This is a genomic window from Desulfobacca acetoxidans DSM 11109 (assembly GCF_000195295.1).
Lineage (GTDB): Bacteria > Desulfobacterota > Desulfobaccia > Desulfobaccales > Desulfobaccaceae > Desulfobacca > Desulfobacca acetoxidans.
In genome coordinates this window covers 2,504,887-2,517,427 of the sequence record NC_015388.1, presented here as the reverse complement: position 1 = coordinate 2,517,427, position 12,541 = coordinate 2,504,887, and the positions used below count along the sequence as shown (strand labels likewise).

General features: G+C 48.8%; 12 protein-coding genes. 3 read left to right on the top strand and 9 right to left on the bottom strand.

The annotated features are described in order from the left end of the window. Positions 1 to 3: 3 nt before the first annotated feature. From DESAC_RS11260 to DESAC_RS15365, 5 genes are all read right to left on the bottom strand, one after another. Positions 4 to 2,520 (bottom strand): TIGR03960 family B12-binding radical SAM protein, encoded by a 2,517-nt coding sequence (locus DESAC_RS11260; RefSeq protein ID WP_013707196.1) that lies wholly within the window; start codon positions 2,518 to 2,520, stop codon positions 4 to 6. Between the two features lie 148 nt (positions 2,521 to 2,668). Further along, positions 2,669 to 3,406 carry a 1-(5-phosphoribosyl)-5-[(5-phosphoribosylamino)methylideneamino]imidazole-4-carboxamide isomerase gene (gene hisA / locus DESAC_RS11255; RefSeq protein WP_013707195.1) on the bottom strand — a complete coding sequence of 246 codons (738 nt, stop codon included), beginning with the start codon at positions 3,404 to 3,406 and terminating at the stop codon, positions 2,669 to 2,671. A gap of 1,192 nt (positions 3,407 to 4,598) precedes the next feature. Further along, a complete protein-coding gene (locus DESAC_RS15375) occupies positions 4,599 to 5,144 on the bottom strand; it encodes a hypothetical protein (protein WP_013707194.1) in 546 nt (181 codons plus the stop codon). Further along, positions 5,141 to 5,515, bottom strand: coding sequence for a helix-turn-helix domain-containing protein (locus tag DESAC_RS15370; protein ID WP_013707193.1), 375 nt, complete (start codon positions 5,513 to 5,515; stop codon positions 5,141 to 5,143). The genes DESAC_RS15375 and DESAC_RS15370 overlap by 4 nt, the downstream gene beginning before the upstream one ends. Next, positions 5,512 to 5,889, bottom strand: coding sequence for a type II toxin-antitoxin system RelE/ParE family toxin (locus DESAC_RS15365; RefSeq protein WP_013707192.1), 378 nt, complete (start codon positions 5,887 to 5,889; stop codon positions 5,512 to 5,514). The genes DESAC_RS15370 and DESAC_RS15365 overlap by 4 nt, the downstream gene beginning before the upstream one ends. Before the next feature lie 869 nt (positions 5,890 to 6,758). On the opposite strand from DESAC_RS15365, the gene DESAC_RS11230 reads away from it, so the two are divergent. The 3 genes from DESAC_RS11230 to DESAC_RS11220 all read left to right on the top strand — a co-directional run bounded on the left by DESAC_RS11230 (position 6,759) and on the right by DESAC_RS11220 (position 8,412). After that, on the top strand, positions 6,759 to 6,968 hold the full coding sequence (locus tag DESAC_RS11230; protein WP_013707191.1) for a type II toxin-antitoxin system HicB family antitoxin: 210 nt from the start codon (positions 6,759 to 6,761) through the stop codon (positions 6,966 to 6,968). Beyond that, positions 6,965 to 7,216: a type II toxin-antitoxin system HicA family toxin gene (locus tag DESAC_RS11225; RefSeq protein ID WP_013707190.1), complete on the top strand. Its 252-nt coding sequence runs from the start codon at positions 6,965 to 6,967 to the stop codon at positions 7,214 to 7,216. The genes DESAC_RS11230 and DESAC_RS11225 overlap by 4 nt, the downstream gene beginning before the upstream one ends. Positions 7,217 to 7,494: 278 nt before the next feature. Beyond that, on the top strand, positions 7,495 to 8,412 hold the full coding sequence (locus tag DESAC_RS11220) for a hypothetical protein (protein ID WP_013707189.1): 918 nt from the start codon (positions 7,495 to 7,497) through the stop codon (positions 8,410 to 8,412). A 522-nt stretch (positions 8,413 to 8,934) separates the two neighbouring features. On the opposite strand, the gene DESAC_RS11215 is transcribed toward DESAC_RS11220, so the two are convergent. The 4 genes from DESAC_RS11215 to DESAC_RS11200 form a co-directional block, all read right to left on the bottom strand. Beyond that, positions 8,935 to 9,135: a hypothetical protein gene (locus DESAC_RS11215; RefSeq protein ID WP_013707187.1), complete on the bottom strand. Its 201-nt coding sequence runs from the start codon at positions 9,133 to 9,135 to the stop codon at positions 8,935 to 8,937. Between the two features lie 208 nt (positions 9,136 to 9,343). Next, positions 9,344 to 9,553 (bottom strand): DUF2442 domain-containing protein, encoded by a 210-nt coding sequence (locus DESAC_RS11210; RefSeq protein WP_218915675.1) that lies wholly within the window; start codon positions 9,551 to 9,553, stop codon positions 9,344 to 9,346. Then, the gene (locus DESAC_RS17025) at positions 9,550 to 9,822 is read right to left on the bottom strand and encodes a DUF4160 domain-containing protein (RefSeq protein ID WP_218915674.1); all 273 of its coding nucleotides are present in this window, start codon (positions 9,820 to 9,822) and stop codon (positions 9,550 to 9,552) included. The genes DESAC_RS11210 and DESAC_RS17025 overlap by 4 nt, the downstream gene beginning before the upstream one ends. Positions 9,823 to 9,863: 41 nt before the next feature. Continuing rightward, positions 9,864 to 12,530, bottom strand: coding sequence for a bifunctional acetate--CoA ligase family protein/GNAT family N-acetyltransferase (locus tag DESAC_RS11200; protein WP_013707186.1), 2,667 nt, complete (start codon positions 12,528 to 12,530; stop codon positions 9,864 to 9,866). Positions 12,531 to 12,541 lie beyond the last annotated feature (11 nt).

Below are 12,541 nucleotides of genomic sequence, written 5' to 3'. Positions count from 1 at the left end.
ACGTTAAAGACCGGCGAAGCTTGCCTGCTTAAGAATCTGAAGCTGCCGCGTCTGGGTTTCCTCCAGATGGAAAATCGCCGCTACTAGTTCTGCAATTCTCAGATTGTCTTTTTCCCTCGTCTTAACTGTGAGTGATACATTGGAAGCGTCTTGGAGGTGGATAGATGCTACCAGGGGGCGAATATCGATTTTTTTGATTTCTTTAGGTTTCCTGCGGACAGCCCAAAATTCTGTCGCCGCTGTGAAATGGAAGACCGCCTCTGGGAAAAATGCCTGTTCCGGACTCTTTACCTCATAGAAAACACGATTGGTCTGAGGTGGGGCGGCGTTTTCTGCCAGTTTCTTCGAATCGAGGATCGACAATCCCGTTGGCAAGACCTGGTTGAGTCTGGCAGCAACTTCTGGGCATGGCAGTGGTTGGGCTAATTCGATATCCAGGGTTTCTGCGAGGCTTTCTACCCCTACCGGCAGGGCTCCGTGAAAAGAGACCCGCGGCAATGGATGAAATCCTTGGGAGAAATGCAGCGGCAGGCCGGAACGACGCAGGCTGCGGTAGATAAGATGCATCAACTCTAAATGGCTGAACCACCTGGCCCCATCTACCTTAGTGTAGTGCAGCCGATAGCGGGTAATACCGTTACCTGCGTATGATTGTTGGGGTGCGGGGGCCGGGGTTGCCAATGTCGCGTCGACCAGGCGCGGCTGCACTTCATGCCAGTCGCAGACACCGCATTCAAGGCAGCCGGCTTCCCGGCAATCAGGTGTCTGTACGCCCTCCCAGGCCCGGCGGCGTTCGGAAAGAAGATATTCCCGGCTCACGCCGCTGTGGATATGGCCCCAGGGCAACAGTTCATCTTCGGACCGTTCCCTGAGATAAAAATCACCTTCTATCTGACAGTTTGCGAAGGCTTCCTGCCATCTGGCAATCCGGGCGTGTTCGGTCCAGGCGTCGAACCGGCAGCCCAGCCGCTGGGCCTGCATCAGCACCGGCGCCAGCCGTCGGTCACCCCTGGATAAAACGCCCTCAAGCCAACTCTGATCACAGGGATTCCAGCGTATCTCCAAATCGCGTTGTCGGAGCGAATCTTTAAGCAGATGCAATCTTTCCTGGCTCTCTGGACGCGAAAGCTGGCGCTCCCATTGAAACGGGGTATGCGGCTTCGGAATAAAAGTATTGATGCTGACATGCATTTTACCCCGCCGGTTAATCTTTTTGGCAGCCGCTAACGCCCGGCGGCAGAGGTCCGCAATGGCCTGGAGATCTTCTCTCTCCTCCATGGGGAAACCGATCATGAAATACATCTTCAGGAGATGCCAGCCCAGTTCGAATGCCTGTTCCACCGTCGCCATGATCTCGGCTTCGCTGAGGTTTTTATTGATGGCGCGCCGCAGCCGATCGCTGCCGGCCTCGGGAGCGATGGTGAAGCCGGTCTTGCGGACCCGCTTGATCTGCTGCATGAGGTCAGAGTTTAGAGTATCGGCCCGCAATGAAGGGAGCGAGACCGCGATCCGGCTTTCTACCAACCGGTCCATGAGACCGGTGAGCAACGGAGTCAAACAGCTATAATCTCCGGAGCTTAAGGACAGTAGGGATACTTCCTCAAAGCCGCTTGCTGACAGGGCTTCTTCCACCCAATTCAGAATGGATTCCGGACGTCGTTCCCGCACCGGCCGATAGATAATACCGGCCTGACAGAAGCGGCAGCCTCGGGTACATCCCCGGAAGATTTCGGCATTCAGCCGGTCATGGACAATCTGTACCTGGGGAACCAGCGGTTTAGCTGGGATAGCATATTGATTCAAATCCGGAATCAACCGGCGTCGGATGTGCTGCCGGCGGCCGTGGGGAACAATCTCCCGGAACCGACCCTCCGCATCATAGATCATGTCAAAGAGAGCCGGAACGTAGACCCCTTCAATATCTTCTAGAGCCTGCCATAACTCTCGCCTGCTGCCGCTGTTTTCCCGCCACTGGCGGACCAGGTGGGTGATTTCCAGGATTGCCGCCTCGCCTTCGCCGATCAGAATGGCGTCAAAGAAAGGCGCCACCGGCTCCGGGTTGCAGCAGCTCGGCCCGCCGGCGATGACTACGGGGTCATCCGGCCCACGGTTTGAGGCCAGCCATGGGATGCCCCCCAACTCCAACATGGTAAGGAAATTGGTATAGCCCAGCTCATACTGCAGACTCACCCCGACGAGATCAAAATTGTTCAGGGGAGTGCCGGATTCCAGGCTGCTAAAAAGAACTCCGCGCCGCCGAAGCTCCTGCTCCAGGTCAATGGCCGGGGCATAGGCCCGCTCAGCCCAGATCGCCTCATCCTGGTTGAGAATCTGATAGAGCAGCGCCAACCCCAGGTGGGACATGCCGATTTCGTAGAGATCCGGGAAAAGTAAAGCCACCCGCAATCTGACACTGCGGGGGTCTTTATAGACCGCATTGACCTCGCCCCCCAGATACCTCGCCGGTTTTTTTACCTCAGGCAGGATTGTTTCGATCGGTTGTATAGGTTTTTTTGACATTAAAAAGTTATAGAAGTCGGTAGAAAATTTGTCTTATTCATCCCTTACCCTGATCCTCTTACCTCAAGTGGCGAGAAAAAGATAAAGGCTATAATTTTGGGCAGTCGGTATAACTTATGAGGCCTGGAAGTACTTTCCATCCGCGTAATCATTGTTTCGCAAGGCTGGCGGTCAATTGCAGGGCGGCTTGAAAATCCAAGGTCCCGGCGTATAAGGCCTTGCCGGTGATGACCCCGATGACGCCGTCTTTTCTAAGAGGCAAAAGATCTTCGATATCCTTGATTGTCGCTACGCCCCCGGAGGCAATAACCGGGATCGCCACTGCCTGGGCCAGCCGTTTTGTGGCGGCAATATTCGGCCCGGTCTGCATGCCATCGCGCTTGATATCGGTATAGATAAAAGCCGCTGGCTCTAAAGGGGCCAGAATCTGAGCCACTTCCACGGCGTCGGTGCCGCTGGTCTCCACCCAGCCTTCGCTGGCCAGCCTACCTTCCCGGGCGTCCAAAGCAATAGCGATCCGGCCCGGGAAACGCTCGAGGGCATGCACCACCATATCTCGGTCCTTTAAGACGCTTGTTCCCAAAATCAGTCGATCGATCCCCATAGCCAGATACATCTCCAGATGCGCCAGGGTGCGCAGGCCGCCGCCCAACTGCATGGGGATAGCAATACTCTGGCGGATTTTCTCAACGGCCTGATCGTTGGTCGGCTTTTTATTGAAGGCGCCGTCTAGATCCACCACGTGCAGCCACTGTGCTCCAGCCTCTTGCCAGCGCCGGGCCATCGCCGCCGGGTCTTCGCCATAGACCGTTGCCTGATCCATCAATCCCTGGCGCAGTCTTACACATTGCCCATTTTTTAAGTCGATCGCTGGTATAACGAGCATTCCCCGCCCCCGCCGATTTATCTCAAGATATGCAATTAGTTAACTTAATTAAAATAGTTATTATATCCGATTATTAATGATGAGGCAAATGAAAGTTGCGCCTCCCGCCTAACCTATGGATGGTTCGGGGGCGCGGCGGTTTTTTCCAAAACGGAATGAGGCAGGATTTATCTGACAATCATCAGATCGATATCAGATTAAAGATTATAAAGGGGTGAAAATCCAGGTAGGCGGCGTGATTCGAGGTGCAGTTATGGTTTCGCGATAGGAACTATGATGAGTAAATGTACGGTTGCGTATATAGCAGTGATTGAAACGGATGCCCGAGCAGATTAGCTCTAATATGCTTCGATGATCGCATCGTATTGTGCCAAGAAGGTTGTGTTCATTTCATTGAACATTATATTAAAATAATTGAACATTTAATAAATTGTACGAATCGGGGATATAATGAAAGCTATTGATTTATTTTTTCAATTTACTCAGGTATTTCATAGTGCCATGTTAGCATGATTATTGCTAGAAGTCATAGCGAAGAGAAAGCCAAATCACTTTGGAGAGGGCACGGGAAGCCAAGGGTCTGTTTCAGGACAAAGAGGTGACATGGGAGCAAGGATAGTGCTACGGCCCGGCCCCATTCCTGACGATACATGGGGCAACGGAGCCGCGTACGCTAATTACTCAACGCCCGTGTCTTTCGTACAGTATCTGCTTGGGGAAGGTGGGACGCTGCATTTTCCCTCTTCACCAGGCGGATATGTAGGGCAAAACGTGTATGCCCTATCGAATTTTATGTTTACCTCTTCAACTGTTCCCCTTCCCCCAGCTATCCTCCTCCTCGGCTCCGGTTTAGTGCGTCTGGTGGGCTGGAAGAGGTGCAGGAAGGGTTAACCAACCTAGCAGTAATATAGCCAAACAAGGCAGGGTCGAAGCTACCCCTGCCTTGTTTTTTGCCGACTTTTAAGGTAAAAATGGTTGATAGCTTCCCACAAGAAGACCAATTTCTCCCGCAAACCTGATCCCATCCGGCAACTTCAAAACCGAGCGGAAATGAACCAATTTAGTTTTGCGAGGGCAGAAGAAATAGATTGCTTGATAGGGGAGATAGAAGGGAATTTAAAACTTCTGACAGGGCGGGGATAAAGTTATAATCTCCGCCCCTGTCCAATTAGTATCTGTATAAACATCCAGATCATTCAGATTTGCTAGTGGATTTTCTGTTGCTTGCTTTAGAAGATTTCTCTTCCGGGTTTCCAGAATCTTCCATCGGCTTGGAAATTTTAAACAAAGGAATAGTCAGGGTTGGCAACCCCATTCGTGCAGTTATATTTTGCACAAATTCACGCCAATATGGCCAACAATTATAAATGGGGTTAATTTTGGCGAACATTTCGATGTCACTAGCGGAAAAAGTATCAGGAGAATGAATTTTATAATTTACCGAAAAAGTTGCCTTAATTTCTAAAGAAAAATCTTCCTTGTCACCTTCCTTAACGGCCGAAACAAGGAAATTACACAATACGGCTAATTTATCAATGGACCCTTTGGGGCGAATATCGGAACCGAAAACAAGTCGTAAGGTCGCACCGCGACCATCTCGATGGACAGGGTCACTTTTGATTTCAGCATCGATAAGGAAAATATCTTCAAGGCTAGCTTTCTCAGCAACACGTTGGATCACTTTGAAATCCAACCCGCTGCCCTCTTTAATGGATTTATCGTTACCTTTGGCCGTCATGCAGCCACCTCATCAGGAATGCGATATCCATCTTCCGTAAAACATGGAATCTTGAATCCCCATTCTTTGGTAGGAAATTTCAAAAATTTAACATTTTGCAAGTCAAATTTTTTTTCAGCGCCAATAGTGACACGATAGCCTAAAGACTCTGCAATATCTGCAATAGTGCGCAGAGTGAGATTACGCCCGCCATTCAATAATTGGGAGATGAATCCCTTGGATTTATTGAGTCTTTTAGCCAATTCCTGCCTGGTTACACCTTCTTGTTCAAGCAGGTAGCAAAGAGTCTCCGTCACTTCCATGATCAGATCTTCTTGAGCCATCAATTTCTTAAAATCTTTATCTTGCATATATTCGTCAAGAAGGTTCATTGTTCATCCTCCTTTTCGTATTCCATCTTAATACGTTTCATTCTTTCTATTTCCGCTCGCCTAAGCTTTTGATCTTTTTTCTTGCAACCGTGTGTGAGGACTACTCTTCCCTCGGTTTTGAAATAACAAAAGATGCGTATTTGAAAAGATTTAAATTCCCAAAAATCTTCTCCCTCAATTTTTTTAAATTGTTTTCTGTTATTTATTTTTCCAAACTCGGCATAGCGTTTAATAATTGCCGCTATTTTGGCACGTTCCGCTTTGGAGAGTTCATTTTCTAGAAAATCCTCTGCAGGGCACGAATTCTCATTAATTGCAAATAATATGATTCGAGATTGTCCCTTATGGAAAACTCTCTCTTGCTTATTCGACATGTCAACAAGTTTACTTAAACATAAACATATGTCAAGATAAAAGCCAGACTTTAAGAAAAATTTCTCATGAAAACAATGACAGATGAAATTATGAAATAAACCTACCAAAAATCAAAATTTCTGCTAATAGTTAGAAAACATCTGTCACAATCTCACTTTTTTGATTCATGAGCCGCATTCGAGAGTTGTCGGCCGCTACTATCAAGTTCTTATGACATTGGCACCCCCAACATGGTGAGTTTCTTAAATAATCTTGGGTATCAAGCAGCACGCCTGCATCAGGAAGATGTGGGCAGATTGAGTGATTTGGTATCGGACCATTTTGAGTATATAATTACTTTGTAAACTTGTAGCTTTTTTGGCGTAGGGCGGGAAAGCGCCGCGCATCCCGCCTTTAGAAAGTGGATAAAAACATAAAACATGCCACAGTACATCCGGGCCTTTGTTCCGGGTGGCACGTTTTTTTATACAGTTACGCGATTGGAACGTCGCCGTAAGCTTTTGACCGGGCATATTGACGTTCTCCGGGGGGGGGGAATTCAAGTCGGTCCGGCAACGCCGACCATTTCCTTTAGAAGGCATTATCATCTTACCGGATGATCTGCATTGTATCCGGACGTTGCCTGATAACCCGGGAAAGCACGGTTACGTGACAAGGGTGGTGGATTGGCCTTATCCAAGCTTTCATTGCTACGTGGAAGATGGTATTTCTGCCCCTGATCGGATGACGAATGATGAAGTTCGGCGTTTAGAGATAAAATGACGCGGAAGGTGGGATGCGCGGCGCTTCCCCGCCCTACGGCCCTACCCAAAATCCCGGAGCGCAAATGGATGGAAGTATCCAGGCAATAATGAAAACGAGGTAACCTATGAGTGCCGAAATTATTTTTGTGGTGGAAGAAGCCGCCGAAGGCGGCTATGAGGCCAAGGCCCTGGGGCATTCCATCTTTACTCAGGGCGAGACCCTGGAAGAAGTTCGGGAGGCGGTGAAAGACGCTGTCCGCTGTCATTTTGAGGACGACCAATTACCCCGGATCATTCGCCTGCATCTGGTTAAAGACGAACTCTTGGCGGTATGAAGCTGCCTCGGGATATTAGCGGCGAAGACTTGGCCCGACTCCTGGAAAAGCTCGGTTATCAGGTCGCCCGGCAGACCGGCAGCCACCTGCGCCTGACAACAACCATCCCCCGTGAGCATCATGTTACCATTCCTTGTCATGAATACTTGAAGCTGGGCACTCTCAATGGCATTTTAAAAGATGTGGCCCAACATCTGAAGATTTCCAAAGAGGAACTTGCCCGTCGTTTGTGGCTGGGAGTTGTATAAGGAGAACGTCTTTTTGCCCTACGACCTCCAGCCACGGGTGGAGGAAATACATTGATCGAGATTGCCTAGCCCGGATAATTCACCAAAATCCCATATACCCGGTGGCACAGGCTTTCCAGCCTGTGCAAAAAAACAGTCTGTATTTCAGGTAAGCCTGTTAATCCATTTCATTAAAATGAGTTAGCTATCTTTTTCAAAATATCATGAATAAAGCGGGTTCAGCTCGATTGATTCTTAAAAGCTCCTTTTAATTATAATTTTTACAGTGAGATGGATAAATGGATTGGAACCAGAAAATTATATCCCCTTGGATAGCATGTAATTATTGCCACGGATTGCTTGAATCAAAACCCGACCAAATCATTATGTACCTCGCAAATTTTCCAGAAAAACCAAAGTGCAAAAGTTGTGGGAAAGAATTAGATTGGTGGTTACTAGTCGTTGATGCTATTGAAACTAACTTTTTTTTTAAAACCGCAATGGAGTTAGCAGGCGCACAGTCAATGGTGCTCGTGGAAAAATTTAGGCGAGATTCCTCTCTTGAACTTGATTTCGGCAATTATGATATTCCTGCCGATGCTCTGATCGTGGCGATTAATATTACCCCACAAGGAGGACCCTTGTTCCCAGCCGAAAGGATAGGGAGCTACTTTTCCCATGATAGAATTCCTCATAAACTCTTACTTCATCCAACATTCCCGAGAAATCAGGTAGTTCCAGAAGAGGTAGAACTGGCTATCATGGTGACCTATTATTGCAGATCTGGCGATATGGTAAGGGAGTATCTCTTCGATGCATTTTATGAATTCGGCACTCAAACTCGAATAGACCAGATAACAGGCTTCGATCCACAATGGAACCGCGTCGTTATTCCGGCACACCAAGCTATGGAGTTATTAATCGGAAGATTCGTGTGCGATGCAATGAGAGAGCATTCAATAAAAATAAAATTTAATTACGCAAAAGAATTAAAAATCATTCCATTAATAGCAAAGTTATTTGAAGTATTACCGCTTCCAGTGCATATCGCTAATAAAGTCGACGAATTAAGAACGTTAAGGAATGATATAATCCATGAGGGTATTCCAAAAATACCGCTCACCAGGCGCAATACGGCTACCCTCCTCGCATCAGCACTTTTCACATTTCACTATATTAATTTTGTTCGAAGTAAAAATCTTTTCAAGACTGTATAATAATAAATAACTTTCATCCCATTTTAAGTTGATAATAAATTTATTATTAAACTATAATTGATATTTTTATTTAAATTTAACTTGCCACTTCCGGAAATTGTGACTGTTACAAAACGTATCGAAAATACAACGTAAAATTGATATCAAGAAGGCTCTCGGAATTGCTTAACCTGTGGTAATATCAAGGGAATAATATTTCGAGGTTGATATGACCAAGAAAGGCAGAGCCAACGGATCATTCTTTGGAAACCATATTTATGAAAATCTTTTGGCCCGGCGATCGCACCTCCTGCATCAACTGCTTTCTCGCCAGCAGGAAAGACTTAAAACGGTGCTTACAAATGCACATGAAGACATAGTTCCTTGGTGATGGTAAAATTTAGCCGAAATTGAAGGCAAATGGAAAATCCCCTTAATGCAACAGTCTCAAAATATCTTGCCAATATTTCTAAAAAAGGTTTTTTGCCTAAAATTCAAATTTGAAAATCGTATCGGAACCAAGAGGGGATTCCTTTCAGCAACTTATTTTGTGCTTTGAACCAAGTGGATGTCTTTCCTAAGCCAATCATTTACGATCTTCTCGATGTCTGTGCCCTTTCTTTCTGACAGTTCCTGCAGAAATTCAGCTATATCCTTCTCAAGATAGACGGGAAGTTTCAATTCCATATCGGGATGATAAAATTTCCCGCGTTCCCCCTGGGAAAAATCATATTCCTTTTTCATTGGTTTTAACCCTCATACTGTTGTCGTTCTTTTTTGGTGGCCTTTCGGGCAGAGATGATTCTTATAAAAACTGATACTTCATCTGGCTGCCGAAAGGTGATAATTTCGTGGGACGGCATTGCTTGGAAATGCCCAAGAGTGCGTCTAGCTAGCCATTAACTTCTCATGGCAATTCCAAAAAATCTTCCAGTTATGAGATGGCAATCGCCTAATTATTACGGGGGCGGGGTGCAGGTGAGCCATAGAGCATGCCTTCGACGCTAATATCTTCGTCGATTTTGGGCCAGAGTATCCCTATGCCACCACCGATAATTTCGAAATTCAACCGCTGTTCACTCGTTGCTTCGGAAAGTCTCCATGACCAGGCGATGGGCACGCTAATGGTCCGGCCGTCAACCAGGAAAGCGGGTAATCTCATCTTCTGAAACCTGGACACTGACAAGCCTTGGTTCGATTGCCCCAACCGCAATGCCCATGCCATGCCTCTAAACGACGAATCTCGCCCAATTCTTTTGGGGGAAAGCCGTAATTTTTGCTCAGATCTAAATGATCCAGCCAGAATTTACAGACAAGCTTTTCCCTTTGGATATGAACGGGTTTTGGTTCATTGCAGTCAAAGCTAAAAAAGAAAAACCGGTAAGGACCAGGGGTTCCCTTTCCTTCTTTTGTCCGGATGCCGGAAGGCAATGGCTGCGCTTGGTTCGTATACTCGCGCCGGTCTGCTGTATTTAGAGAGCCATTTCAATGTGGCACAACTGAGGATCTTCAGCCCGCCTGACTTTGAATCCCAACTTCTTCGCCAGGTCCAGCATGGGTTGGTTTTGGGTCAGGACTTCACCGTACAAAAGCTTCACCTGTTGGTCTTGGGCAATGGCGATGACCTGCTCCACCAATTTGGGCCCCAGACCCTTGCCCTGCCACGGGTCTGCCACAATAACGGCGAATTCCGCACTGGAGCGATCTGCGGCCATGATCAAGCGACCCACTCCCATCATGACCTCCGGACCCGGTGGCTGCCCCAAGGCCATCAAACCCACCTCCCGATCATAATCATTTTGGGTAAACCGGATGAGCATCTCATGCGTCCATTGTTTAACCTTTTTAAAATAGCGGAAAAAGATTGTCTCACTGGAACACTTCATAAGGAAAGCTGACACCAGAGGCTCATCTTCGGGCTTCATGGGCCGGAGCAGCACCGGCGTCCCATCTCGTAACATCCAGTCGTTTTCATACTGGTTGGGATAGGGGGCAATGATCAGATGCCGGGGAGCTGGAAGCTCGCTGGCTTCCACGATCAGCCTGGCTGCTACGGCGGTGGCCCGGCCATTGATGATAAATAAGGGATTGATTTCGAGAAAACCGATCTCTGGAAAGTCGGTAGCCAATTGGGAAACGCGTACCAGGATCTCGGCCAACTGGTCGAGGTCTGCCGCGGGCAACTGGCTCTCTCCCGCCAGGGCTTGGAAAATCCTGGTTCTTTCCATTAAACGGCGGGCCAGCAGCAGGTTTAAGGGGGGGAGATCAACTGCAATATCGCGGAAAATTTCGACAAATGGTCCTCCGGTGCCAAACCCCAGTAAAGGTCCGAAGTGAGGGTCTTGGCGGCAGCCGATGAACAACTCAAAGTGTGGTTTTCGTTCCTGGGCCTGGACGGTTACCCCCAGATTCCGGAATTGGGGATGTCGGATCCGGGTCTCTCCGGTTAATCGGTCGAACGCCCTCTCAACCTGCAAGTCATCATTTAAGTGATAGATAACCCTCGTCCTTTCAGTTAGGGCCTCGAGTTCCGGAGCATTGATCTTTAACAACACGGGAAAACCGATCTCCTGGGCCGCCATTTTTGCTTCGGCGGCCGAGGCTGCGGCCACAGTGCGATTTACTGGAATACCGTAGGTAGACAAAATGGCCTTTGCTTCGAGCTCGGTCAGGTGCTTCGGCGCGGGAGCCAGACATTGATTCAAAAAGGCCCGGGCCTGTTTGGTATTCACTTTCAAATCGGTGGGCTGGCGAGACGGGGTTTCCTGAAGCAAAACAAGATGGCGGCTATAAGAATACATCTCCATGAAGGTATCCACCGCCGCTTCCGGAGTTTTAAAGGTGGGGATGCCAGCCTGGTTGAGAATCTTTATGCCGGGGGCGACTTCGTCCCCACCCATCCACACAGCAAAGATCGGAAGATTTTGATTTTCCGTTTCCCGGACCAGGGTCGCCGCCACCTCAGTGGGGTTGGTTAAGGTCTGAGGCGAAAGGATGATAACCAATCCGGAAAATTCCCTTTTCTCCATCACTGTGTGCACGGTTTGAGCGTAGCGTTCCGGGGTCGCGTCCCGGAGGATGTTTATAGGATTTCCGGGTTTCCAGACAGCAGGCAACACATTTGCCAATTTCACCTGGATTTCGGGACTTAATTCTCCAGGGGCCTTGTTCCAACGGCGCAGGGCGTCAACGGCCATCAAGGCCGGACCGCCGCCATTGGTAATGATCGCGATCTCCCCTCCCAGCGGTCGCTGTATTTTTCCCAGGGTCTCGGCGCAGTCGAAGAGCTGGCCGATGGTATCAACCCGGACAATACCGGCCCGCCGGAAGAAAGCCTCGTAGGCTGTGTCCTCACTAATAAGGGGATCATTCCGGTGCTCGCCGGTTCGGGTCTTGGTCTGCTGTCTTCCCGCTTTAATGACAATGATGGGTTTAATTCGCGAAACGGAGCGGGCCGCACTCATGAACTTGCGGTGTCGGGTCAGGCTTTCCATATAGATAATAATGCTCCGGGCCGGTTCTTGGTTGCCCAGATAGTCGATAAGATCGGCAAAGTCCAGGTCGGTTTTGGAACCGACACTGATAAAATGGCTGAAGCCGATATTTTTCCGCGCCGCCCATCCTAACACGGAACTGCAGAGAGCGCCGCTTTGGGAAATAAAGGCCAGATGGCCGGGATGTACTGCTTGCCTGGCAAGGCTGGCGTGCAAGCCGACCCAGGGACAGATGAGACCCAGGGAACTGTGACCGAGATAACGGATGCCGGCCTCCTCGGCCGCAGCCTGGATCTCCGCCTCAATCCGATCCCCTTCGGCTCCGACCTCTTTGCCTCCGACAGAGATAATGACTGCGGTCTTCACCCCTACCTGGCCGCATTGCCTCAGGACAGGTGGAATGTCAGCAATGGGAATGGCTATGACTGCCAGATCGATGGTTCCTGGCACCTCAGTCACGGCGGGATAGGCTGGCAGACCCAAGATCTCCTGGATTTTGGGATTGATGGGGAAGACTTGGCCGGGGAAACCGCCCTGCTGCAAATTATGCAGCAGGCTCCAACCCGGGCTGTCCGCCTTCTCGCTGGCACCAATAACCGCAACTGATTCCGGTTTGAACAGATAATCGAGATGGTCTTTTTCCATTTCCTACCTTA

What these genes read in the sequence shown, in the direction of transcription:
- DESAC_RS15370 (WP_013707193.1), bottom strand. Translation starts at nt 5,515, where the DNA reads ATGAACCTTCTTGACGAATATATGCAAGATAAAGATTTTAAGAAATTG.
- DESAC_RS11215 (WP_013707187.1), bottom strand. Translation starts at nt 9,135, where the DNA reads ATGAAAAAGGAATATGATTTTTCCCAGGGGGAACGCGGGAAATTTTAT.
- DESAC_RS15365 (WP_013707192.1), bottom strand. Translation starts at nt 5,889, where the DNA reads ATGTCGAATAAGCAAGAGAGAGTTTTCCATAAGGGACAATCTCGAATC.
- DESAC_RS11225 (WP_013707190.1), top strand. Translation starts at nt 6,965, where the DNA reads ATGAAGCTGCCTCGGGATATTAGCGGCGAAGACTTGGCCCGACTCCTG.
- DESAC_RS11220 (WP_013707189.1), top strand. Translation starts at nt 7,495, where the DNA reads ATGGATTGGAACCAGAAAATTATATCCCCTTGGATAGCATGTAATTAT.
- DESAC_RS11210 (WP_218915675.1), bottom strand. Translation starts at nt 9,553, where the DNA reads ATGAGATTACCCGCTTTCCTGGTTGACGGCCGGACCATTAGCGTGCCC.
- DESAC_RS11260 (WP_013707196.1), bottom strand. Translation starts at nt 2,520, where the DNA reads ATGTCAAAAAAACCTATACAACCGATCGAAACAATCCTGCCTGAGGTA.
- DESAC_RS11230 (WP_013707191.1), top strand. Translation starts at nt 6,759, where the DNA reads ATGAGTGCCGAAATTATTTTTGTGGTGGAAGAAGCCGCCGAAGGCGGC.
- DESAC_RS15375 (WP_013707194.1), bottom strand. Translation starts at nt 5,144, where the DNA reads ATGACGGCCAAAGGTAACGATAAATCCATTAAAGAGGGCAGCGGGTTG.
- hisA (WP_013707195.1), bottom strand. Translation starts at nt 3,406, where the DNA reads ATGCTCGTTATACCAGCGATCGACTTAAAAAATGGGCAATGTGTAAGA.
- DESAC_RS11200 (WP_013707186.1), bottom strand. Translation starts at nt 12,530, where the DNA reads ATGGAAAAAGACCATCTCGATTATCTGTTCAAACCGGAATCAGTTGCG.